This window comes from Flavobacterium beibuense (genome assembly GCF_004151245.1).
Classification (GTDB): domain Bacteria; phylum Bacteroidota; class Bacteroidia; order Flavobacteriales; family Flavobacteriaceae; genus Flavobacterium; species Flavobacterium beibuense_A.
Genome location: NZ_JUIW01000003.1, coordinates 164,258 through 185,839 on the forward strand (window position 1 = coordinate 164,258; position 21,582 = coordinate 185,839).

Genomic DNA, 21,582 nt, shown 5'->3' on the forward strand with positions numbered 1-21,582 from the left:
TTGTTAAAAATTATTGATAGTTTTTCTGATCGCTACCAGCTTTTCCATCAAACCTTCAAAATAATCAAGGTGCAGCATGTTTGCACCGTCGCTCTTAGCGTTTGCAGGATCAAAGTGTGTCTCAATAAAAATACCGTCTACACCAACAGCAATACCTGCTTTGGCTACGGTTTCAATCATGTCAGGCCTGCCACCGGTCACACCGATAGTTTGATTAGGCTGCTGTAGGGAATGCGTAACATCCAGAACGGTAGTGGCAAACTGTTTCATTGTAGGAATGCCTCTATAATCAACAATCATGTCCTGATAGCCAAACATAGTTCCTCTGTCGGTTACCATTACATTTTCGTTATTACAATCCAACACCTTCTGTACGGCATGTTTCATACTTTCAGGGCTCATAAACTGGCCTTTTTTCAGGTTTACTGTCTTTCCGGTTTCGGCAGCAGCAACCACAAGGTCGGTCTGGCGAACTAAAAAAGCAGGAATCTGCAGTACATCAACATACTCGGCAGCTTTTGCTGCGTCTTCATTTTCGTGAATATCGGTAACGGTAGGAACGCCAAAAGTCTGCGATACTTTTTGAAGTATTTTAAGCGCTTTTTCGTCTCCAATACCCGTAAAGCTGTCAATTCTTGAGCGGTTAGCCTTTTTAAACGAGCCTTTAAATACATAAGGTATCTGCAGCCTGTCGGTTACCGAAACAAGTTTTTCAGCTATCCTTAACGCCATTTCTTCACCCTCTATGGCACATGGGCCTGCAAGAAGGAAAAAGTTGCCGCTATCGGTATGTTTTATCTGAGGTATATTTTGTAAGTTCATAGATACTTTAATTTGTGGTGCAAAGATAAAAAATAAAAGCCTTAGTAGTACACTAAGGCTTTTATGGTTATTTTAGTTCTTTTATGCCAAATCCGGCAGGTGCCATAACTGCTCCTTTTTCATAAAGGTTTATGTATATTATTTTAGGCTGGGCAAGTCCCTCCCAGGTTACTTCATAAATATCAAGAAGCCCTGCACCCATATTATTCCTTTCAGAAGGGAAAGGGCAGCAGCTGTCGGTTTTAGTATAGGTAAGTTTTTCTCCTTTAGGCCCTGTAAGCGCATTAAAAAAGCGTTTTACGTTTATTTCGGCCGTTTGTATAGACATAAAACCAAGATTAACAGGCCAGTCCTGATTGTAACCATATTTGTTATCCTTAGCGGTTTCTGTAATTATAAAAGCCTGCTCTCGGGTAACATTGGGCATTCTGGCGTCGTTGTCAATATTTTTTATGGTGTTTCTGGTACTTATGCACGATGTGGCAAGGGTTAGTATCAGTATAGAGAAAAGTATTTTTTTCATAAGTATTGTTGAAATGCACTTCAAAGTTAAAAGAAATTTTTGTTTCACATAGTTAACGGAAAGTGTTAATCCTAAATTGCTATTTTTGTAGAAATTTGAAAAACCACCATTATGTATAGTTTTTATGGTACCTGGCCGTGGTATATATCCGGTCTTCTAATTGGGGCAGTAATGCTGTCGCTTATATTGTTTGGAAAAAACTTTGGTATGTCGTCTAACCTGCGCACTATGTGTTCGGCAATGGGGGCAGGAAAAACAGCAGAGTTCTTTAACTTCGACTGGAAATCGCAACGCTGGAACCTTACTGTGGTACTTGGCGCCATGCTGGGCGGATTTATAGCTACACATTACCTTAGTGACGGAAGCGGTGTAAACCTTAATCCGCAAACTGTTGTGGAGCTTAGGCAGATGAATATAGACGAGCCGCAGGGTAAGTTATTACCTGATGCCCTAACAAGCGCTGAAGCTTTACAATCGCCTAAAATACTTGCCATACTTTTACTAGGTGGTATACTGGTAGGCTTTGGTACACGTTATGCGGGAGGCTGTACATCCGGTCATGCCATATCAGGGTTAAGTAATCTGCAACTACCTTCGCTTATAGCAGTTATCGGATTTTTTATAGGTGGCCTCATCATGTCGTGGTTGCTTTTACCTCTAATTTTAAACTAAACGAAACATGAAGTTCTTAAAATATTTACTGGTAGGTTTAGTATTTGGTATCGTACTTACAAAATCTGAAGCGGTGTCATGGTACCGCATTTATGAAATGTTCCATTTTCAGTCGTTCCATATGTTTGGGATAATAATGACTGCCGTAGTAGTTGGGGTAGTGGGTATACAAATAATAAAACGCAACAATGTAAAAGATACAACAGGCCAGCCTATCGTAATTGCCGATAAGGAAAGAGGTTTTACCAACTATATGGTAGGAGGTATACTTTTTGGGTTAGGATGGGGACTTATTGGTACCTGTCCGGGTCCAATATTTATACTTATAGGAGCAGGTTTTTACGGAATAGGGGTAGTGCTGCTCGGTGCTCTTGTAGGTACTTACCTTTATGGTGTATTAAGAAATAAATTACCTCATTAATGTTTTTTGAGCAGGAACTAATATTTTATATAGGCCTGTTATGTGCCGTATCTCCTGTTGTTGTCTTAATATCTATTCTGTATTTTTATAAAGTCAGTATAAAGAAATGGAAAACAACCGAAGGACTGATATTGCGAAATACTGTAGAACGGGATAAAAAAGATACTGACGGAGGTTGGAGAAACTATGTTGTTTATGAATATTCAGTAGATGGCAAACATTATCAGAATAACGACAGGCATACTCAAAACTTAATATTTAGCAGTTCCTCAAAATATCAGATAGTACCTAATGAAAGATTTGTTGAAGGAAAAAAAGTAAAGGTTTTCTACAACCCTCAAAAGCCTCATAAATCAGTATTGGATGATAAGTTTGATTATTATAATCTGGCAGTATTGTTTTTTACTATAATTGGAATATTAATTGCTTATTACGATTGGAAATAAACAAAAAAGGACGCTTATAAGCGTCCCTTTTTTTTAACTAACTAACTCAAACATAAACTAAAAAATCAATTTGAATATACCTTAATGTAGTCTATAACAAACTCCTGAGGAAAAATGCTGTCGTCTACTTCAGGCCCGCCAAAGTTTCCTCCAACGGCTACATTCACTAAAAAGTAAAAAGGCTGGTTGTAGGGCCAAACCTCCTGGGTTTTGTTTTTCGGTACAAACTTGTAAACCGAATTGCCATCTACAAAAAACTCAATAAAGTCTTCTGTCCAGTCTATTGCATAGGTATGAAAACCCTGCTCTATATCTTTAATTTCTGTTTTCTTTGTATTAATGGTGTTACCATGACTATCCTGTGTATGTAATGATGTAAAAGCCATATGAGGCTCTTTACCTACATATTCCAAAATATCAATCTCACCGGCCATTGGCCAGCCTACTTCACCAATGTTAGAACCTAACATCCAAAAAGCGGGCCAAATTCCGTTTCCTGTAGGAATTTTTGCTCTTGCTTCTATATAACCGTACTTAAATTCTTTGTTTCCCTTTGTGGTTAAGCGGGTTGAGGTGTAAGTAGAATCATTTTCTTTTTTTGCGGTAATTATAAGATTACCGTTTTCTACCCTGTGATTGTTTTTAGTATATACCTGGCGCTCGTTATTACCCCAGCCACAAATGTTAGGGCAGCCGTTGCCAAGCTCATAATTCCATACTGTTTCGTTAAGGGCAATGCCGTCAAAATTTTCTTCCCACAGTAGTTCGCGCTCATTTTCTTTTTTGCTTTCACTACAGGAAACAAAAGCAGCGGTTATAAGGAAAAGGAATGATAGTTTCTTCATAAATTTTCTAATTAGAATAAGTAAAACCTGCTTCCAGCGATGCTTTAGAGTCTCCGCCTACATAAACCTTAAAGTCTCCCGGCTCGGCCTCCCATCTGTTGTTTGCAGTATAAAATTCAATTGTCTTTTCATTAATCTCAAAGCTTACGGTCTTTGTCTGTCCGGCTTTAATTTCGGTAAGTTCAAAACCTTTAAGTTCCCTAACCGGCCTTGTTACCGACCCAAATAAATCCTGCAGGTACATTTGCACTACTTCCTTACCATCTGTTTTTCCGGTATTGGTAACATCAATACTTACAGTAATGTTTCCATTAGCGTTAAGCGCTTTATTACTAAGCTTTAGGTTACTGTATTTAAAAGTAGTGTAGCTTAACCCGTAACCAAACGGATATAGAGGGTGGTTGCTCTCATCTGTATAATGCGACCAGAAAACGCTGTCTCCGCCATTATAATTCGGCCTACCCGTACTTTTGTGGTTGTAATATAAAGGCATTTGCCCCACAACTCTGGGGAAGCTCATAGGTAGCTTACCGCTTGGGTTATAGTCACCATACAGCACCTGAGCAATAGCATTACCGCTTTCGGTACCTAAGTGCCAGGCTTCAACAATGGCAGGGATGTTTTCATCAGCCCATGTTATGGCGAGCGGCCTGCCATTAGTTAAAACCAGAACAATGTTTGGATTGGTTTTGTAAACTGTTTCCAGCAATTCCTGCTGTACACCCGGTAAACCTAAATCGGTACGGCTTCTTCCTTCACCTGTCTGCAAACCGTGTTCACCAAGCACCATAATAACCACATCGGCATTTTTAGCAGCATTAACAGCAGCTTCGAACCCGCTTTTGTCGGTCATGTTTATTTTTGTCTCAACGGTAAATGCAGGGGTGCCCAATGCAACATCAGCACCCTTTGCATATACCAGTTCATTGCCTTTGTATTGTTCAAGCCCTTCCATAACCGATACGGCTGTACCATCATCGGCGCCTATTCTCCAGCTTCCAAGCGGACTCGTTTTATCGGTAGCCAGTGCCCCGATAACAGCTATCTTTTGTCCCTGTTTTTTTAAAGGGAGTACGTTGTTTTCGTTTTTAAGCAGCACGATGGATTTTTTTGCCATATCAAGCACTCCGTCGTGGAATTCTTTTTTGCCAACAGTGGCTTTTTCACGTGCTTCGTCGCAGTATTTGTAAGGGTTGTCAAATAAACCAAGTTGGAATTTAACCCTCAATATACGGCGTGCGGCATCGTTTATTTTTTCTTCAGATACTTTTCCTTCTTTAACCAGTTGTGCTAAATATTCTACATAGCCATGAGATTCCATATCCATGTCAGATCCTGCATTGGCAGCAAATTGAGCAGCCTGCTTCAGGTTTTCGGCATAGCCGTGATTAACCATCTCACCCATAGAACCCCAGTCTGAAACCACAAAACCTTTAAAGTTCCATTCTTTTTTAAGGACTTCTGTTTGCAGGTATGCATTTCCTGTAGCAGGTATTCCGTCAAGATCGTTAAAAGAGTTCATAAATGTAAGTGCCCCTGCATCGGCAGCTGCCTTAAAAGGGGGGAGGATGATGTTGTGTAAGGTGTTTTTATTTACATCTACAGTATTATAGTCTCTACCTGATTCGGCAAATCCATAACCGGCAAAATGCTTAACGCAGGCCGCAACATTTAACTCTCCTAAATTGCCCTGAAAGCCTTTTACCCTTGCAACGCCTATAGCGCTGCCCAGATAAGTGTCTTCACCAGAGCCTTCCATAACACGCCCCCAGCGGGCATCACGTGTTATATCTACCATTGGGGCAAACGTCCAGTTAAGTCCCGATGCTGCAGCTTCGGCAGCGGCAATGGCAGCAGAGTTTTCTATAGCTTCCATATCCCAACTGGCAGCTTCGGCAAGCGGAATAGGGCTTATAGTTTTGTATCCGTGAATAACATCGTAACCAAAAATAACAGGTATTCCCAGCCTTGTTTCTTCTACGGCAATTTTTTGTAATGCCCTAACGTCTTTTACACCCCTTACATTTAGCATAGAGCCTACCCAGCCTCTTTTAATGTGCTCATACTTTATGGCTGCATCGCCATCTTTAGGAGCAGGGCCGGTAACGTTCCAAAAACCGTTGTACTGATTCATCTGACCTATTTTTTCCTCAAGGGTCATTAGGTTAAGAACCGAATCTACTTTGCGGTCTATGGGCAATTGTTTTTCCTTTACGGAAACCATATCCTGTTTAGCAGTACCGCAGCCTATGGCAATAAGGGTGGCTGCCAAAACATATTTTGGTAAATTTAATTTCATTATTAGGTTGTATGATTAGTAAAAAGAAAGGCCGGCCGTACCGGCCTTTCAGTTACTATGAAGTAAATTAACTATGAAAAAACATTATTGGTATACCTTAACATAATCAACTTCCATTGTAGACTGGGTAAAGGCAGGATCTATATCTCCGCCAAAGTTTCCGCCCATAGCCACATTAAATATCAGGAAGAAATCGCTGTTAAATGGTGTTTCGCTACTGTTAGTAAAACTGTGGAACTCATTACCGTCTACAAAAAATCTTATTTTTGTAGGACTCCATATTACACTGTAGATATGGAATTCATCTGAAACTCCTGCAACATTTGTAGAGCCCGTATTGCCATTTCCACCCGAGTTACCCGGATAGTGAAGTGTACCATGGATTGTATTTTGCTGGTTGCCCACATGCTCCATAATGTCTATCTCACCACAGCCCGGCCACACATTTGTAGCATAGTCAGACCCAAGCATCCATAGTGCCGGCCAAGTACCGCCGCCTGTAGGCAGTTTAGCTCTTATTTCTACTTTACCATAAGTGAAATCAAATTTCCCTTCTGTTTTCATTCTTGCAGAAGTGTAATCAAACCCGTTAGAGTTTTCTGCCTTAGCAGTAATTTTAAGCATTCCGCCTTCTACTACTGCATTGTCTGCAAGGTAATATTGTTGTTCATTGTTACCCCAGCCGTTTGATCCGTTGCCTAGTTCCATAGTCCATTTGCTGGCATCAGGAGCACCGTCTGTATCAAAATCGTCAGACCATACCAGAGTATCATAATCAGGCTCTTCACCGCCTGTGCCTCCCTGTTCATCAACAGGAGTAGTGGTAAAGATATGGTACCATGCAAGCGCTTCGTTACCACCCATTACGGCTCTAACGTGCATTTCATTTTCAGTAATAGAAAGTATTTCATAAGTAGAAGTACCTATGTAGTAACCCATAAAGCCACCATCGCTAAAGTCCATAACAGTACCTCTTTTCTGATCATCAGGAACAAGAGAGCTTGACGGGCCTAAGCTTACCACTTTTTGACCTGAAGTATCATAAGGTAAACACTGGTCATCTGGAGCAGTACTACCGCCTACACTGTTAAATGAAGCATTGAAGAAGGTGTTACCGCCATTATCCAGCGTGAATTTTATAATTCCGTTATCAAGAGAGAATGTAAGTACATTTTCATATAAACAGCTGCTTGAATCTGCACCTGCTTTTTCAAACGGAGCCGCAGCATAATAGCTAGGTACCCCTGTATTGTCTGAAGTATCGTTAGGACCTACACCAAGGTGACCCGGAGCCGCAGCGTACCAATACCATACTTTTGATGTTCCTCCTGTTAGTAACTGCACACCTTCGTCGTCAGAGAAGTTACTTAATACAGTAACCTCAAAGCTCGTAGATGTTGTTACACCGCCTGTACCGTTAGCAAGTACTGTTACGGTATAGGTATTTACTCCATTTTGTGTAAACCTTTTTGATATTACACCTGATGGTGAGTTAGTTGACGATCCGTCACTGAAAAGGTATTTATAGCTGATTGCATTATCTGCAGTCGCTGTAAAGTTTACGATACCCGATCCGTCTCCGTCAGGATTTTCGGCATCCTGACCTGCAATTTCATAATCAACCGTTAGGTTGGTAGGGGCGGTTATATCCCCAAAGGTTGCATCGTCTTCCTGACATGCCCATAGCACGGCTACAAAGGCAAACAGAAATCCTAATTTTGTTATATATGTTTTCATAAGCTATTTTTTAGTTTGTAAGTTCTATATCATCAAAATAGTACGTTGCACCTGTTCCCGGCTGGTTAAAGTCGAAGAAAAGAACCACGTTTTGAAAGTTGGCTGCATTGTCTATTCCCGTAAAGTCATACACAAGTTCTTCCCACTGGTTAGCTACTGTGGTAGTTGCAGGAAGTTCTGTAGTTATTGTAGGACCGTTATTCTCTAGTTTTAAAAGAACAGTTATACCTGCCTGTGGTGACCAAACTTTCATTTTGATTTTTTGCTGAGTAGAGAAATCTATCGGAGCTACAAGCGGTATATGTACACCAGCCCATGTTTCTGCTCCGTTATTTTTAACTACCTGACCTACAAATCCGCTGGTGTTGATGCCAGACTGATCAGGGTTTGCCACTTTTGCACCAAAAGCATTACCAAATCCGTTAAAGGTATACTCAATGTCATACTCAAAGTTTAACGGTATAACCACTGCCTGTGGCGGAGCTGCCAGTTTAATATCATCAAAATAATAAGTTTCGCCAGAACCATTTACTCCAAAGTTAAAGAACAGTACAATTCTGCCATACTCATTGTTAGTATCAATTGCAGAGAAGTCGTAAGTAAGTTCTTCCCACTGGTTAGCTACTGTAGTAACCTGGTCTACTTCATAATTAATATTAGAGTCAGCAAGGTTTTCAACTTTAAACTTAACGGTTACTCCTGCGGCAGGAGACCAAACCTTAAGCTTAACCTGGCTAAGCGAAGCAAAGTCAATAGGAGCGTCCAGTGCAAGTGAAGTACCTGCCCAAACTTCAGCTCCCGAATTTTTAACCTGCTGTCCAACCATAGTACTTGTATTGATGCCAGACTGATCTGGGTTTGCTACAACTGATGTGGTAGCGTTACCAAAATCGCCAAATGCATAGTTTAGTGTCGAATTTTCAAAATCAACAGGTAATAATAATGGGTTTGTAATGGTAACCTGTTGTGTTACTGTTGCTGTAGCTGCACCACCACTAAAGGCAGTAACAGTAACATCATAAGTACCTATGTCTGAATAAGTGTAAGATACCTGATCTCCTTCGTTAAACTGTACCGGAGCTGCAGATTCGTCTTCACCAAAGGTTACTTCGTAGAAAGTCTCATAATCGGCAGTAGCAGATACATTGATTGTGAAAGGATCACCGTTTACTGTAGCAATGTTTACCGAAAGGTTTTCCGGAGCAACAAAAGTTACCGTAAGCTGCTCTATTATTTCAGTTTGTTTACCGGTAATACCGTTACCTACAATCTTTACATCATAAACCCCTTCTGCATAGTTATGCTGGGCTTTTTGTCCCGGTATTACTGTTGCAGGGTCTGGAGTACCATCGCCAAAATAGATACTGTAGTTAGCTACACCTTCGCCATTAGGCTGTATGGTTACTAAACCTGTGTTGTCCTGAGTAATGGTAAACAGTGCCGACAGGTTAGTAGGGGCAGGAGCATTATCCAGAAATCCTGAATCAAACTCATCATCGTTACAGGCTGTAAACAACGCCGTAACAAACAATAATGTAATTATATATTTTAAACTTTTCATATCAGTAGCATATTAGTAGTTAGGATTTTGTTCCCAAAGTCCGTTAGAGAACTGTATCTCTTCGATAGGAATAGGGAATACTTCATTTTTATTAGCAGTAAATCCAGGGATTGTACCTGAAGCCTGTCCTGTTCTTACAAGGTCAAAGAAACGGTGTCCTTCACCTAAAAGCTCAAGCCTTCTCTCGTTTAGGATAGCGCTTGTTAACGCATCTCCTGCACCTGCAAGATCATGATTCTGGTCGCCAAAAGCCCTTCTCCTAACTTCGTTAACATACTCTAATGCTTTAACGCTGTTACCTGTTCTGCTGTAAGCCTCTGCAGCCATAAGTAGTACATCAGCATAACGTATAGCACGATAGTTATTAGGGTTTGTAAGATTTAAGTCTCCCGCCGCCTCATCACTTCTTTTTCTCGGTATGTACTTTCTGTTAAAGTATCCGGTATCTTTATAACCAGGGCCGTAAGTAGCACCTGTTTCGGCATTCCATTCAACCATATCAAGGATGGTGACATCTTTTCTCATATCATCGGCTTCATAGATAGAAGCAGCTTCTTCTGTAGGAACATTGAAACTGAATCCTGAAGTATATAATGGTCCGTTATAGTTTCTTGGTCCGCTAAAACCAACGGCTACGTTACCTTCGCTACACTGAAGACATCCAAATCCTGCACCTTCAACATCTGTATATTGTATTTCAAATACCGATTCGGTACCGTTTTCACCAGTCTCTTCAAAAAGATCCATGTAGTCTTCACCCTGTGTAAGTGAATACATTCCGCTGTTTATTACGTTTTCAAGCATAGGGCCTGCAAGAGCATAATCTCCTTTGTAAAGGTAAACTTTACCTAAAAGTGCCTGTGCGGCTCCTTTACTAACCCTGCCAACCTGAGGTGCAGTAGGTGCTAAATCTGCAATAGCCATTTCAAGATCACTAATGATAGAAGCATAAACGTCATCTGTATCCGCTCTGGGAATAGTGGTTTCATCTCCAAGAGCAAATCTTGCATCTCCTTTAAGAGGTATACCTCCAAACCATTTTAAAAGTTCAAAGTTATAATAGGCATGTAAAAAACGTGCCTCAGCTATAATTTGTGCTTTACCTTCAAAATCAGTTTTATCTTTAAATTCAAGTATGTAAGCAGCTCTGTTTATACCTGCAAACATCCAGTTCCATACATCCCTAAGGTTAGAGTTAACCGGAGTATGAGTCATTTCATCTATCTGCTGCCAACCGATAACGTCGTTAGCGCTCTCACCGCCAGACAAAGTATTATCTGAAGCGATTTCGCCTAATATTACATTTACATACGTTGACTGAAGGATATCATAAGCTGCAATAAGCGCATAGTTATAATCTTCTTCAGAATTGAAGTAATTATCTGAAGAGATACTATAAAGAGGAGCTCTCTCTAAAAAGTCGTCGCTGCAGGAAATATTAGTTACTGCAAGTATACTGAAAGCCATAAAGGCTGTGATAATTTTTCTTTTCATTTTTTTAGAAATTTAGGTTTAAACCAATTAAGTATGTTCTTGGAACAGGGTAGAAACCAAAGTCGATACCTGATGAAAGCGGAGCACCGCTGGAAGCACCCGGATCAAAACCACTGTATTTAGTAAATGTATACAGGTTATTAACTCCTGCATATAATCTAAGTTTTGTAATACCTGCTTTTTCTGTAAAATCAGGATTAATAGTATAACCTAACTGAACATTTTGTATTCTAAGGTATGAAGCATCTTCAACAAAGAAATCTGAGAATACATTGTTTGAAGTTGCAGCTGTAGTCATTCTTGGTACACTGTTGCTTGTACCTTCACCTGTCCATCTGTTAAGTGTATAGTTCATTCTGTTTACGTCAGTAAGGTTTCTTTCATAGTTTCTTACCATGTCGTTGCCTAATGATGCAAAAGTATAAACAGCAAAGTCAAATCCTTTGTAATCTAACTGAAGGTTAAAGCCCATAGTTGCATCAGGAATAGGATCTCCAATTTCTGTACGGTCATCAGCATTTATTACACCATCACCATTAGTATCTACAAAACGGATATCACCAGGTTGTGCAGCAGCTCCAAGTGCCGATTGGTCAGGGTGAGCAGCTAATTCGTCAGCATTCTGGAATATACCGTCTGTTTGGTAACCATAGAAGTAACCCATTGGGTGCCCTACTTCCATTCTTGTAGGTTGTGGCTGGCCTACGGCAAACTCACCACCGCCATAAAATCCGGTACCATTATTTACTTCGGTAACTTCATTGTTTATAAAGGTAACATTATAGCTCGCTTTAACATGGAAGTCATTTCCAAAAGTATTATCATAAGTAAGGGCAAATTCAAAACCTTTATTTACAACAGTTCCTGCATTAAGAGTAGGGTTCTGTCCGCCTGGGCCATAAGTGCCTAATATACCTGATACAGGGATACCCGGAATTAACAGATTTGCTCTTGTATCTTCAAAATAATCTGCCACAAACTGTAGTTTGTCATTAAAGAAGTTAAGGTCTAAACCAAAGTCAAGTTTTCTTGCTTCCTCCCACTTCAGGTTAGGGTTAGGTAATGCTCCAATAGCAAAACCGTTAACCAATGCTCCGTTATAAATATAAGTAGCCTCTCCGTTTAATAAACCTACATATAAGTTAGAACCAAATCTATCGCTACCAAGTACACCGTAACTTGCTCTTAATTTAGCAAAGTTAAGGATAGAGTTTTCTTTATTGAAGAAATCTTCTTCAGAAAGTACCCAACCTCCGGTAACCGACGGGAAGTAACCTACACGGTTGTTTGCTCCGAATTTTGTTGATGAATCTCTTCTAAGCATACCTGACACAAGATATTTACCTTTGTAGTCATACTGAATTCTTCCAAAGTAAGATACCCTTCTGTCATCATAAGAATAAGATCCGGCTGTTTTACTGTCTGAGAATCCTGTAGTAAGGCTTATGTCAGCAAACTCCCAAGAGTTGTTTGGTACATCAAATCCTGTTGCATAAAGTCCTTTACCCCATGTTTTGAATACTGTTGTACCTAAAGTACCGGTAAAGTTGTGTGCTTCATTTAAAGATAATTTGTAGGTAGCAAAGGCATCAAAAGTATAATCGTTATCGTCAAAAGCATTTTGGTTTACGCTGCTTCTCACATTGTCAAATACTTTACCTCCGTAAGATATTTGTTTGTTGAATATTCTTTCGTCCCTGTTTTGAGTATTAAAACCTACACGTCCTGTTACAGTAAGGTTTTTGATTACCTCATAATCAGCACCAAAAGTTCCGCTTAATTTTTTAAGGTTGTAATCGTTGTACGTGTTAGCTATTTGTGCAAGCGGGTTAATTATCTCATTACCAAGGTTACTTCCCGGAATGGAAGAACTACCTGTTGGCAATACTGTAAAATCACCGTTTGCATCATATGGACTATAGATAGAAGGGGTATTAATAGCATTGAATAATACCGATCCCAGTACGTTTTCGTTAAATCCCTGTGTATCTGTAGTAAGGTAAATAACGTTAGTGAAAAGTTTAAGTTTTTCGGTTAAATCGGCATTTAATGAAATACGTGCAGTATTACGCTCAAAATGCGATTTGTCTCCTCCTATAATACCATCCTGGTCAAGGTGAGATCCACTCACGCGGTAAGTAACTTTGTCGCTGCCTCCCGCAACAGAAAGGTCGTGATTGATGATAGGCACACCGGTATCAAACACTTCATCCTGCCAGTCTGTACCTTCACCTAAAGAAGAAACGTTAGGGAAAGGTATAGGCTGTCCGCCGTTAGCATACTTTTCATTTAATAAAAGAGCATATTCAGTAGCATTTAGCAACGGAAGTTTTCTTGTAGTTTCCTGGAAACCTGTGTACGTATTGTAAGAGAAAGATGTTTTAGAGTTTTTCTTTCCTTTTTTAGTTGTAACAAGTATAACCCCGTTTGCACCGCTGGTACCATAAATAGCAGCCTGAGCATCTTTTAGTACTGTAATGTTTTCTATATCGGTAGCATTAATATCGCTAAGGCTTCCTATATAACCATCTATTAATACTAATGGTGCATTGTCTCCGTTAGTGGCTATACCTCTAATTCTTACGTCAAGTGCAGCACCCGGCTTACCCGATTGTGTTGTAACATTAACACCACTTACGGTACCCTGTAAAGCTTGTTCAACTTTAACGGGTCTCATGTCTTCCAGTGTTTTGCTGCTTACAACACTTACAGCACCTGTAACTTCTTTTTTACGTTGTGTACCATAACCTATCACTACAACTTCATCTAAGGTTTTGGCATTTTCTGTCATTGAAACCGATATGTTTCCGGTTCCCGTAACATCTTTTATTATGGTATCATAACCTATAAAACTAAACACAAGTTTCGAACCTACAGGGGCTTTGATGATATAATTACCATCGATGTCTGTAGCAGTCGAAACTTCGCTGTTTTGTACGCTGATGTAAACACCGGGCATAGGCATACCGGTAGCAGCTTCATTTACTGTACCCTTAATCTCAACATCCTGCGCACGGCAAAACGATGAAATCAGAATAAAAGCAATTAAGAGTAATTTAGACTTCATATAATAAATTGTTTTTTGTGATTATCTAAAATTATATCACAATAAATTACGAAGAATAAAATTAACCTCAACAAAAATTATACATTCCTAAAAAAGTTAAGCCTTTGTTATGGTATTCGTCTGATACAGAGTGTTAAGGGTAAGTTAAGCACTCAAAAAAAATCTGATAAAAAATGCTTTACAACGTTGTTGTTGTGGTAATGTATAGGTGATTTTGCAAAATGTTGTAGTATGCTAGAGCGATAGTATGTACTCAACAAGCCCTAATTCGTGAGGTAAGTCCATTTTTTTGCGCAAACGATATCGTTTTATCTCAACACTTCTTACAGAAATGTTAAGGAGGGGAGCTATTTCTTTTGATGATAAATTCAGTCGGAGGTAAGCACATAATCGAAGATCGTTAGGTGTTAATGACGGATGGATTGATTTAACCTTCTTAAGGAAATCTTTATCGGCATTATTAAATGCTTCCTTAAACATATCCCATGTGTCATCCTCATTAATATTTTTATTAATGGTTGTAATTACCGATTTGATATTTCTGTCGGTTCCGGTGCCTGTTTTCTTTAAGTCTTCCTTAATCATGGAAAGAAGCTCATTCTTTTTGATGAGGTTCATGGTAGAAACGGCAAGCTCCCTGTTCTTGTTTTCAAAATCCTGCTCCAGCTGCTCGTTTTTAACCCTCATAAGCTCCTGCTCATTTTCAAGCTCTTTTATTTCAAGCAGCCTGTTGTTTTCTTCAATTAGTTTTTCTCTTTGTCGCTGGTAATAGTTCTTGTAGGCCCTGTTAATAAGGTATGCGGCAATTATTGCAAATATTATATATATAATTATTGCAAAATTAGTAGCATACCAGGGTTTTAATATGGTAAAGGTATATGTGGCTGTATTTACAGAAACTGAGTTGCCCGTTTTAGCTCTTACCTTAAAAGTATAGCTCCCTGCGGGCAGATTTTTAAAAGCGGTAACAGGTTTGTTTGTCCACTCGCTCCATTCGTTCTGCATTCCTTCCAGCATGAACTGAAATTCTGTATTGGCATATTTGTTATATTCCGGTACGGTATAGAAAAAGGTGAGGTTGTTTTCGGCATATTTAAACTCTCCTTCCTGGTTTGTAATTACAGGAGAAGGTTTTTGGTTAAGCGAATTGCCTGTAATACCGGTAATGGTAATAGTATTGCTCTTAAAGTTAAGTTCGTTAAGGTTTATGGTATAATACCCGTCTGTAGTACCAATCAAATAAACATTTTGGTTTATTTGGGTAATGTTTTCAAAGCCGAGCATTGAGTTTGTTAGTGATGAAGGTATTGCTATGGAGTTTTGCTTTAATTCGGTAGTTAATTTACCCGAAGAAAAATAATTCATATAGTTTCTGGTAAAGAACCAAAGCTTTCCGGATTTATCCGGCATTAGTTTTCCAGACATGTATTCGTCCTGACGAAATACCTGAGACAGCTTTTCATCTTTCTCAAACTTTTTGTTTTTAGGATTTAATGTATAAAATCCTTCTTTTGAGGCATAATAGATGGTGTTATTAAACCTTGCCAAACTTGCATTTTTTCCTTTTTCCGGTGTTTTATAGGTTTCAGAATCTTCCACACGGGTATAGGTGTTGTTTACTTTAATCCTGAATACACCTTTATATTCATGGCTTATGTAAATTTCATTATTTCCTAAAAGGGCAAAGTACCTGCTGGAATAATCAAAACCTTCAATTTTGTTTTTAAACTTCCAGCTCCCGTTGTTTTTTTCCAGTATTGATATGCCATAGTAGTTGCCCTGAACCAACATGTTTTTATTAGTAGGATGGGGTTCAAATTTCCATGTTCCTGATGCGGCAAACAGTTGCCTTGCCTGATTTCCTGTAATAATAAACGTTCCCGAATCGTGACCACAAAACAGGGTATCATCATATTGATATAAAGACCAAACCTGACCTTTTGTGCCGGGTATAAACTTAAACTCCTCATCAGATTGGTAAGTTTTATAGAATAACCCCTGATTGGTACCTATATATAATGTGTTGTGATATAATGCCGAAGCATATACGGTACCTAAAAATCCGGTATCATCCACAAAACTCCTTACTGCCGATTGAAGGTTAATACAGTTAATACCATTATCAAGGCCTATCCATACATTTTTATCGTCATCCTCATATAAAGACAAGGCAGTATTATTGCTAAGCCCTTTGTTTTGGGTTATGTGATAGCGCACTTTTCCTTCTGGCGATAAAATAAAAATACCGTTAGAAACAGTACCCAATGCCAGGCTGCCATCACTTAACTTTTGCCCGCTGTAAATACTACTTAGTTTTAGCTCCTCATCGGCCTCGGTAACCCATTTAGTAACTTTACCATCCTTATATTCCAGTAATCCATTGTATTGCGTTTGTATAAGAAGGCCTTCATTATAAGGATAGATGTTTATTATTTTATTTTCGGTAAGTAACGGATTAGTGTCAACCTGTCTGCTTTTGCCATTTTCTATTTCATAAAGCCCTGTGCCAAAGGTTTGGTAAAATATTCTGTTACCAACCCTGAATATTTTATTAACTCCTGTTTCCGGCTTAAAGATGGTATACGTCTGTTTTTGGGTGTTATAAATAAAAATCTGGTTTAGTGACTGAAATATTACCCAGTGGTCATATTGTGCTATATTCCAAAACTGCTCGTCATCCAATATTTTGTTCTTAATCTTTTCGCTTAATGAGGTATAGGTAAGGCTTCCGTTTTCCTGTCTTGTCCAGTAGCCAAACTCCATATAGCAGCCGGTGTAAATCTTATCACCAATTACTTTAACCGATCTTATAATTGTTTCGTTAGGCGAGGGGTAGAGTGTCCACGCCGTACCATTATACTCCAGCAGTCCGCCGTTGTTGGCAAAGTACATAAAATGGTTCTTGTCCTGGGTAATCATCCAGTTTTGGTTACCCGCATTATATATTCCCGTACTGTATTTAAGTATAGGAGGAAGATCCTGACAAAGTCCTGTAAGGGTATAAAAAAACAGGAGTAGTGTTGTAATTTTTTTCACGAAAGCAAGGGGAGTTTAGTTTGTTTACTACGAATATACAATTAGAAAATAAATTTTGCACTTACTTTAAATAACAAAACCGCCCAAGCTATGTTTAGGCGGTTGATACTCCTTAGAAATTAATTGAAGAAAAAGTTATTGTTTAATAAAGCGCGCAGTTGTTTCGGCTTCACTATCAGATACACTTATTATATATACACCTGATGTTAATGATGACACGTTGACAGCTGCAGTTTCCTGTTGAGGAGCATTTTCCATAACCTTTTGCCCCATCATGTTATAGATGCTTATGTTTTTAACCAATTGAGTATTGGCTATAGTAAGCATATCACTAACAGGGTTAGGATGTAAGGTTAGGGTATTGTGAGAAAAACTATCCGTATCCAGTTCCTGCGCCTCAGTAACAACAATATTACCGTTGTCATTTTCATGGGCAGGATTTCCGTTTAGTCCTGTAACCGAGAAACCAAACTGAACTAGTAATCCGCTGGTTAACTGATCGGCAGGAACGGTAATTGTAAAGTTTTCACCTTCAATAAGCTCTGCAGTTGCATATACATCAAGTGAATAATTGTTGTCAGGATTTAATGCCTTTACAAAAGCTACGGCTGTATAGTCTTCTATAAGTGTGTTGCTGGATACATATCCTGTAAAAGTTACATCCTGACCCACCCATTCAAGGCTTTCCTGATAGGTACTTCCTTCAAATACTTTGTTGCCATATTCGTCGTTTGTCCAGTAGGCAGGATCATCCCCTGTGTTATATACATTGTAATTAGGATAAAGTGTAACGGTGTTATCTCCGGTATTAATTACTGTTTTGATATCTCCTAATCCCCACGGACTTCCCCACAGGTAATCCTGTGTTTCGTTGTTTTCAAAGATATTAGCATATCCTGTCCAATTTGCCGAAGCATCTACTGTAAATTCCAGTTGCGCCTGTGCTTTAAATAATGGTAACGACAGTAGTAAACCGCTTAAATACAGCTTGGCGTTTTTTAGTAATTTTTGTTTCATAGGTTTGGTATTTAATTGATTAGGTATAAAAATACATACCAAACGAAAACGTTGTAAATTTTATACCTATATACAAACTATACAAAATGATAAAACCATAATTTTTATACTATTAAATTGTGAATTGCTTTATTTTTTAGCTATTATTTTATTAAGTGTTTAATCTTGTTCTTAAAGATATTGTTGTGGTTAATGTGTAAAATGTTAAGGTAATGTATAGTTTTTAGCTAATGTTTTTCAATTCAGATCTTACCTGTTTGGTTGTCAGTTTATTAAATGTGTGTTAATTATGGGCAGTTTTCCTTTTTTAACAAAAATAGCACAATAATATTGGTAGGTATTGAATAATAAGGGATTATAAAAACCATAATTTATAACGCTTTGTTAAACTAAATTTAATTAACGGTTTCCTTAACATTAAGACGTATTAGCCTTTATAGATTTGGGATTATTAACCTAAATTAAAAAATAGCAAAATGAAAAAGTTCAGAATTTTAGCATGCACATTATTAGTCACGGGATTTGGTTTAACTTCTTGTAGTAGTGATGATGATGCACAGGATGTAAACAATGAGGTTCAGATTGAAGGTACTTACAACCTAACGGCTGTAAAGACTGTAGAACCTACAGACTTTGATGAAGACGGTACTTCTCATGAAGACCAGATGCAGGAAACGAATTGTTATGATGGTACTAAGTTAGTTTTAAACGCTGATAATACTTTAACGTACCAAAAAAACAGTGTTTTAATTGATGTTACCGAAGGAAATTCAGCATGTACAGAGGCTACTTATGCCGGTAACTGGGAGCTTTTAAGCGGTGCAGGAAGCGATGTTATCCTAAGACTTACTTATGTAGATAATAATGACGATACAGTAACAATGAATGTTGTTAAAACTGGTAACGAAATAAGATATACTAATGAGTTTGGGACTTACCCCGACAGAGATGAAGAAACAGGTGGTGCAGTATTAACCTTTGGTGCAGTGGAGTATTTATTTGTGAAATAATGTAGAATGAATGTACCAAAAGTAAAAAGGGATGCTATATGCATCCCTTTTTTATTATACTAATTCTGCGCTTAAGCCTGCTTCAAGCAATTGTGTGCATTTTGGCTTTAGCTTATCATATTCTCCTGTTTTAACCGTGCATTTGCCATTATAGTGAACAATTATAGAGCATTGCTCAGCCTGTTCAGGTGTATGGTCGCAAACCCTTATAAGTGTGTCTATAACATGATCAAAAGTATTTACATCGTCATTAAACAAAACTATTTCGCTGTTGCCGGTAATACCTTCTTCAACTAATACTTCTTCTAATATTTTTTCTTTTGTGCTCATATTCAGTAATTTAATTCCGGATGCTAATTTACATATTTTAATGCAACCCAATTATTTCTGCTAAACTTTTTTATAAACTTCATTCCCTTTTCTTTACACGAAGCATCTATAAACGGAATGTCTTCTTCATAAAAACCGCTAAGTAATAAAGTGCCACCATCATTAAGGCTGTCTTTATACTGCTGCATATCATCCAGCAATATGTTTCTGTTGATGTTAGCAATAATCAGGTCATATTTTTTACCTCCTAAAAGGGCTGCGTCGCCTTCATAAACGGTAATATGCTCACAGTTATTGCGCTCTGCATTTTCTATAGAGTTAAGGTAGCACCAGTTATCTATATCTATAGCATCAATGGGTTTTGCTCCCCTCATCTCGGCAAGTATGGCAAGTATGGCAGTGCCACAACCCATGTCAAGTGTTTTTTTGTTCTCAACATCTGTCTCAAGCAAATGCTGTATCATCATGAAAGTGGTTTCATGATGCCCTGTACCAAAACTCATTTTAGGCTCTATAACAATATCATATTTGGCATTGGTTTTTTCGTGGAAAGGAGCCCTTACATAACAGGTGTCATCCACTTCAATAGGTTCAAAGTTTTTCTCCCATTCCTCATTCCAGTTTACCTGGTCTATTTCCTCAAAAGTATATTCTATTTTAAATTCAGGAGAACTTAAAATATATATGTCCTCAAGAACATTTTCAGTCCAGAATTCTTTTTGGATATAGGCAGAAAGACCCTCTTCCGTTTCTATGAAACTCTCAAAAGGAGTTTCTCCCAATTCTGCAAGTAGTATCTCCGTTCCCGGATCTTTTGGTTCTACTTTAAAATGATATCCTATATATACGTTCTGCATAACTTTAATTTTTCGCAAAGGTAACATTAACATAACATACCGCAGTAATAATTAATATTAAGTTTGCGCAAACTTTACAATGGTGCTTTATGGTAGTTAATTCGCGACAAAATTACCAAATGTTTGCCAGATTGAATGTGAAATTTGCATCAACGTAAGGTTAATAAAAAAAACACGAAAACACACGAAACGAACGAAAATGAAAAACACGTTAATCACACTATTATTATTTGTTGGTATAGCCGCCTCTGCTCAGGTGACTATAGAAAAGACAAAAAATAATAATGACCTTAAACTTTCTGCTTTACCATATTACAGCTATGGTAAGGGGCTTGGACTGACTTCGCCGGATAGTCTTTTTCAGTTTAACATCCGCTTCAGGATGCAAAACAGGGTTTCTTATCTTGAATCTGACGGAGTAAGTACTATAGACGGACAAATAAGAAGGTTAAGGCTGCGCTTTGACGGTTATGTGGGTGACCCAAAATTTCTTTATGCAATTCAGTTGTCATTTGCACCGGGTGATGTTGGACAGGCACATGAGGGAGAAAATGTAAATATCATCAGGGATGCGATTGTATTTTACCGACCTAACAAACACTGGAACATCGGTTTTGGTCAAACAAAGCTTCCGGGTAACCGCCAGCGTATTAACTCATCGGGAGCATTACAGTTAACAGACCGTACTATAAACAATGCCAGGTATACAATAGACAGGGATTTTGGTTTACAGGTGCACAACCTTAATGAATATATGGACAAGTTTTCCTATAACCTAAAAGGAGCCATAAGTATGGGTGAGGGAAGAAACTCAACTAAAGAGCCGGATAACGGTTTGGCTTATACAGGTAAAGTAGAGTTATATCCTTTTGGGGCATTTAAAAGTAATGGTACCTTTTTTGAAGGTGACCTAAAGAGGGAAGAAAAACCTAAAGTAATGGTTTCCGGTGCTTACCAGTTTAATAACAAGGCAAGAAAAACACAGGGACAGCTTGGTAACTATCTTTTTGAAAAGAGAGATATGCAGTCGCTTTTATTAGACGGTATGTTTAAGTACGACGGTTGGTCTTTTCAAACGGCATATATGCAAAGAACAGCTAAAGATCCTGTTACCTACAATCCTGATGATGTAACCGATTTTAACTATGTTTTTGTTGGTCATGGTATGGATTATCAGCTTAGTTATTTATTTCCGTCAGATTATGAACTGATTGGCCGTTATTCAAACCAGAAAGTACATAAGGATATAGAAATGTATTCTCCAAATTCTGATCAGTACAGCATTGGTGTTACTAAATATATTTGGGAACATGCATTTAAGGCTCAGATGGAAGTTTCTATGGACGATCTTCATTATTATAATGGTGACTCAAGACAGATATGGCTTGTGCGTTTCCAGGTAGAAATAGGTATATAATTGCTAAAAGAAAATACATATAAAGTAA

17 protein-coding genes are annotated in these 21,582 nt (G+C 38.4%); 5 read left to right on the forward strand and 12 right to left on the reverse strand.

Annotated elements, in window-relative coordinates; all coding sequences use genetic code 11:
* Window positions 1-3 precede the first annotated feature (3 nt).
* The gene (gene kdsA / locus NU09_RS04725; protein ID WP_129750108.1) at window positions 4-822 is read right to left on the reverse strand and encodes a 3-deoxy-8-phosphooctulonate synthase; all 819 of its coding nucleotides are present in this window, start codon (window positions 820-822) and stop codon (window positions 4-6) included.
* Window positions 823-889: 67 nt separating this feature from the next.
* Window positions 890-1,345: a 2-dehydro-3-deoxyphosphooctonate aldolase gene (locus tag NU09_RS04730; protein ID WP_129750109.1), complete on the reverse strand. Its 456-nt coding sequence runs from the start codon at window positions 1,343-1,345 to the stop codon at window positions 890-892.
* A 111-nt stretch (window positions 1,346-1,456) separates the two neighbouring features.
* On the opposite strand from NU09_RS04730, the gene NU09_RS04735 reads away from it, so the two are divergent.
* The 3 genes from NU09_RS04735 to NU09_RS04745 are packed head-to-tail and all read left to right on the forward strand — an operon-like array spanning window position 1,457 to window position 2,884.
* Complete coding sequence (locus NU09_RS04735; RefSeq protein ID WP_129750110.1) at window positions 1,457-2,017, forward strand: YeeE/YedE family protein; 561 nt, start codon at window positions 1,457-1,459, stop codon at window positions 2,015-2,017.
* Window positions 2,018-2,024: 7 nt separating this feature from the next.
* Window positions 2,025-2,438 carry a DUF6691 family protein gene (locus NU09_RS04740; protein ID WP_129750111.1) on the forward strand — a complete coding sequence of 138 codons (414 nt, stop codon included), beginning with the start codon at window positions 2,025-2,027 and terminating at the stop codon, window positions 2,436-2,438.
* Window positions 2,438-2,884, forward strand: coding sequence for a DUF3592 domain-containing protein (locus NU09_RS04745; protein WP_129750112.1), 447 nt, complete (start codon window positions 2,438-2,440; stop codon window positions 2,882-2,884). Before NU09_RS04740 ends, NU09_RS04745 begins: the two co-directional genes overlap by 1 nt.
* Before the next feature lie 65 nt (window positions 2,885-2,949).
* Here the strand turns inward: NU09_RS04745 and NU09_RS04750 are convergent, their stop codons facing one another.
* The 8 genes from NU09_RS04750 to NU09_RS04785 form a co-directional block, all read right to left on the reverse strand.
* On the reverse strand, window positions 2,950-3,729 hold the full coding sequence (locus tag NU09_RS04750; RefSeq protein ID WP_129750113.1) for a family 16 glycosylhydrolase: 780 nt from the start codon (window positions 3,727-3,729) through the stop codon (window positions 2,950-2,952).
* Window positions 3,730-3,736: 7 nt separating this feature from the next.
* Window positions 3,737-6,028 carry a beta-glucosidase BglX gene (bglX, locus tag NU09_RS04755; protein WP_129750114.1) on the reverse strand — a complete coding sequence of 764 codons (2,292 nt, stop codon included), beginning with the start codon at window positions 6,026-6,028 and terminating at the stop codon, window positions 3,737-3,739.
* An 84-nt stretch (window positions 6,029-6,112) separates the two neighbouring features.
* Window positions 6,113-7,765, reverse strand: coding sequence for a family 16 glycosylhydrolase (locus tag NU09_RS04760; RefSeq protein ID WP_129750115.1), 1,653 nt, complete (start codon window positions 7,763-7,765; stop codon window positions 6,113-6,115).
* A gap of 10 nt (window positions 7,766-7,775) precedes the next feature.
* Window positions 7,776-9,326, reverse strand: coding sequence for a hypothetical protein (locus NU09_RS04765; RefSeq protein ID WP_129750116.1), 1,551 nt, complete (start codon window positions 9,324-9,326; stop codon window positions 7,776-7,778).
* Window positions 9,327-9,338: 12 nt separating this feature from the next.
* Window positions 9,339-10,820, reverse strand: coding sequence for a RagB/SusD family nutrient uptake outer membrane protein (locus NU09_RS04770; protein WP_129750117.1), 1,482 nt, complete (start codon window positions 10,818-10,820; stop codon window positions 9,339-9,341).
* A 4-nt stretch (window positions 10,821-10,824) separates the two neighbouring features.
* Window positions 10,825-13,887 carry a SusC/RagA family TonB-linked outer membrane protein gene (locus tag NU09_RS04775; RefSeq protein ID WP_129750118.1) on the reverse strand — a complete coding sequence of 1,021 codons (3,063 nt, stop codon included), beginning with the start codon at window positions 13,885-13,887 and terminating at the stop codon, window positions 10,825-10,827.
* Window positions 13,888-14,121: 234 nt separating this feature from the next.
* Window positions 14,122-16,923, reverse strand: coding sequence for a triple tyrosine motif-containing protein (locus tag NU09_RS04780; protein WP_242501827.1), 2,802 nt, complete (start codon window positions 16,921-16,923; stop codon window positions 14,122-14,124).
* 135 nt (window positions 16,924-17,058) lie between these two features.
* Window positions 17,059-17,940, reverse strand: a complete 882-nt coding sequence (locus NU09_RS04785) for a T9SS type A sorting domain-containing protein (RefSeq protein WP_129750119.1) — start codon at window positions 17,938-17,940, stop codon at window positions 17,059-17,061.
* Between the two features lie 476 nt (window positions 17,941-18,416).
* Here NU09_RS04785 and NU09_RS04790 point away from each other — a divergent pair, with 476 nt between their 5' ends.
* On the forward strand, window positions 18,417-18,950 hold the full coding sequence (locus NU09_RS04790; RefSeq protein ID WP_129750120.1) for a hypothetical protein: 534 nt from the start codon (window positions 18,417-18,419) through the stop codon (window positions 18,948-18,950).
* Window positions 18,951-19,004: 54 nt separating this feature from the next.
* Here the strand turns inward: NU09_RS04790 and NU09_RS04795 are convergent, their stop codons facing one another.
* Both NU09_RS04795 and prmA read right to left on the reverse strand, forming a co-directional pair.
* Window positions 19,005-19,280 carry an ATP-dependent Clp protease adaptor ClpS gene (locus NU09_RS04795; protein ID WP_129750121.1) on the reverse strand — a complete coding sequence of 92 codons (276 nt, stop codon included), beginning with the start codon at window positions 19,278-19,280 and terminating at the stop codon, window positions 19,005-19,007.
* A 23-nt stretch (window positions 19,281-19,303) separates the two neighbouring features.
* A complete protein-coding gene (prmA, locus tag NU09_RS04800; RefSeq protein ID WP_129750122.1) occupies window positions 19,304-20,137 on the reverse strand; it encodes a 50S ribosomal protein L11 methyltransferase in 834 nt (277 codons plus the stop codon).
* 199 nt (window positions 20,138-20,336) lie between these two features.
* Here prmA and NU09_RS04805 point away from each other — a divergent pair, with 199 nt between their 5' ends.
* Complete coding sequence (locus NU09_RS04805; RefSeq protein ID WP_129750123.1) at window positions 20,337-21,554, forward strand: porin; 1,218 nt, start codon at window positions 20,337-20,339, stop codon at window positions 21,552-21,554.
* The last annotated feature ends 28 nt before the right edge of the window (window positions 21,555-21,582 follow it).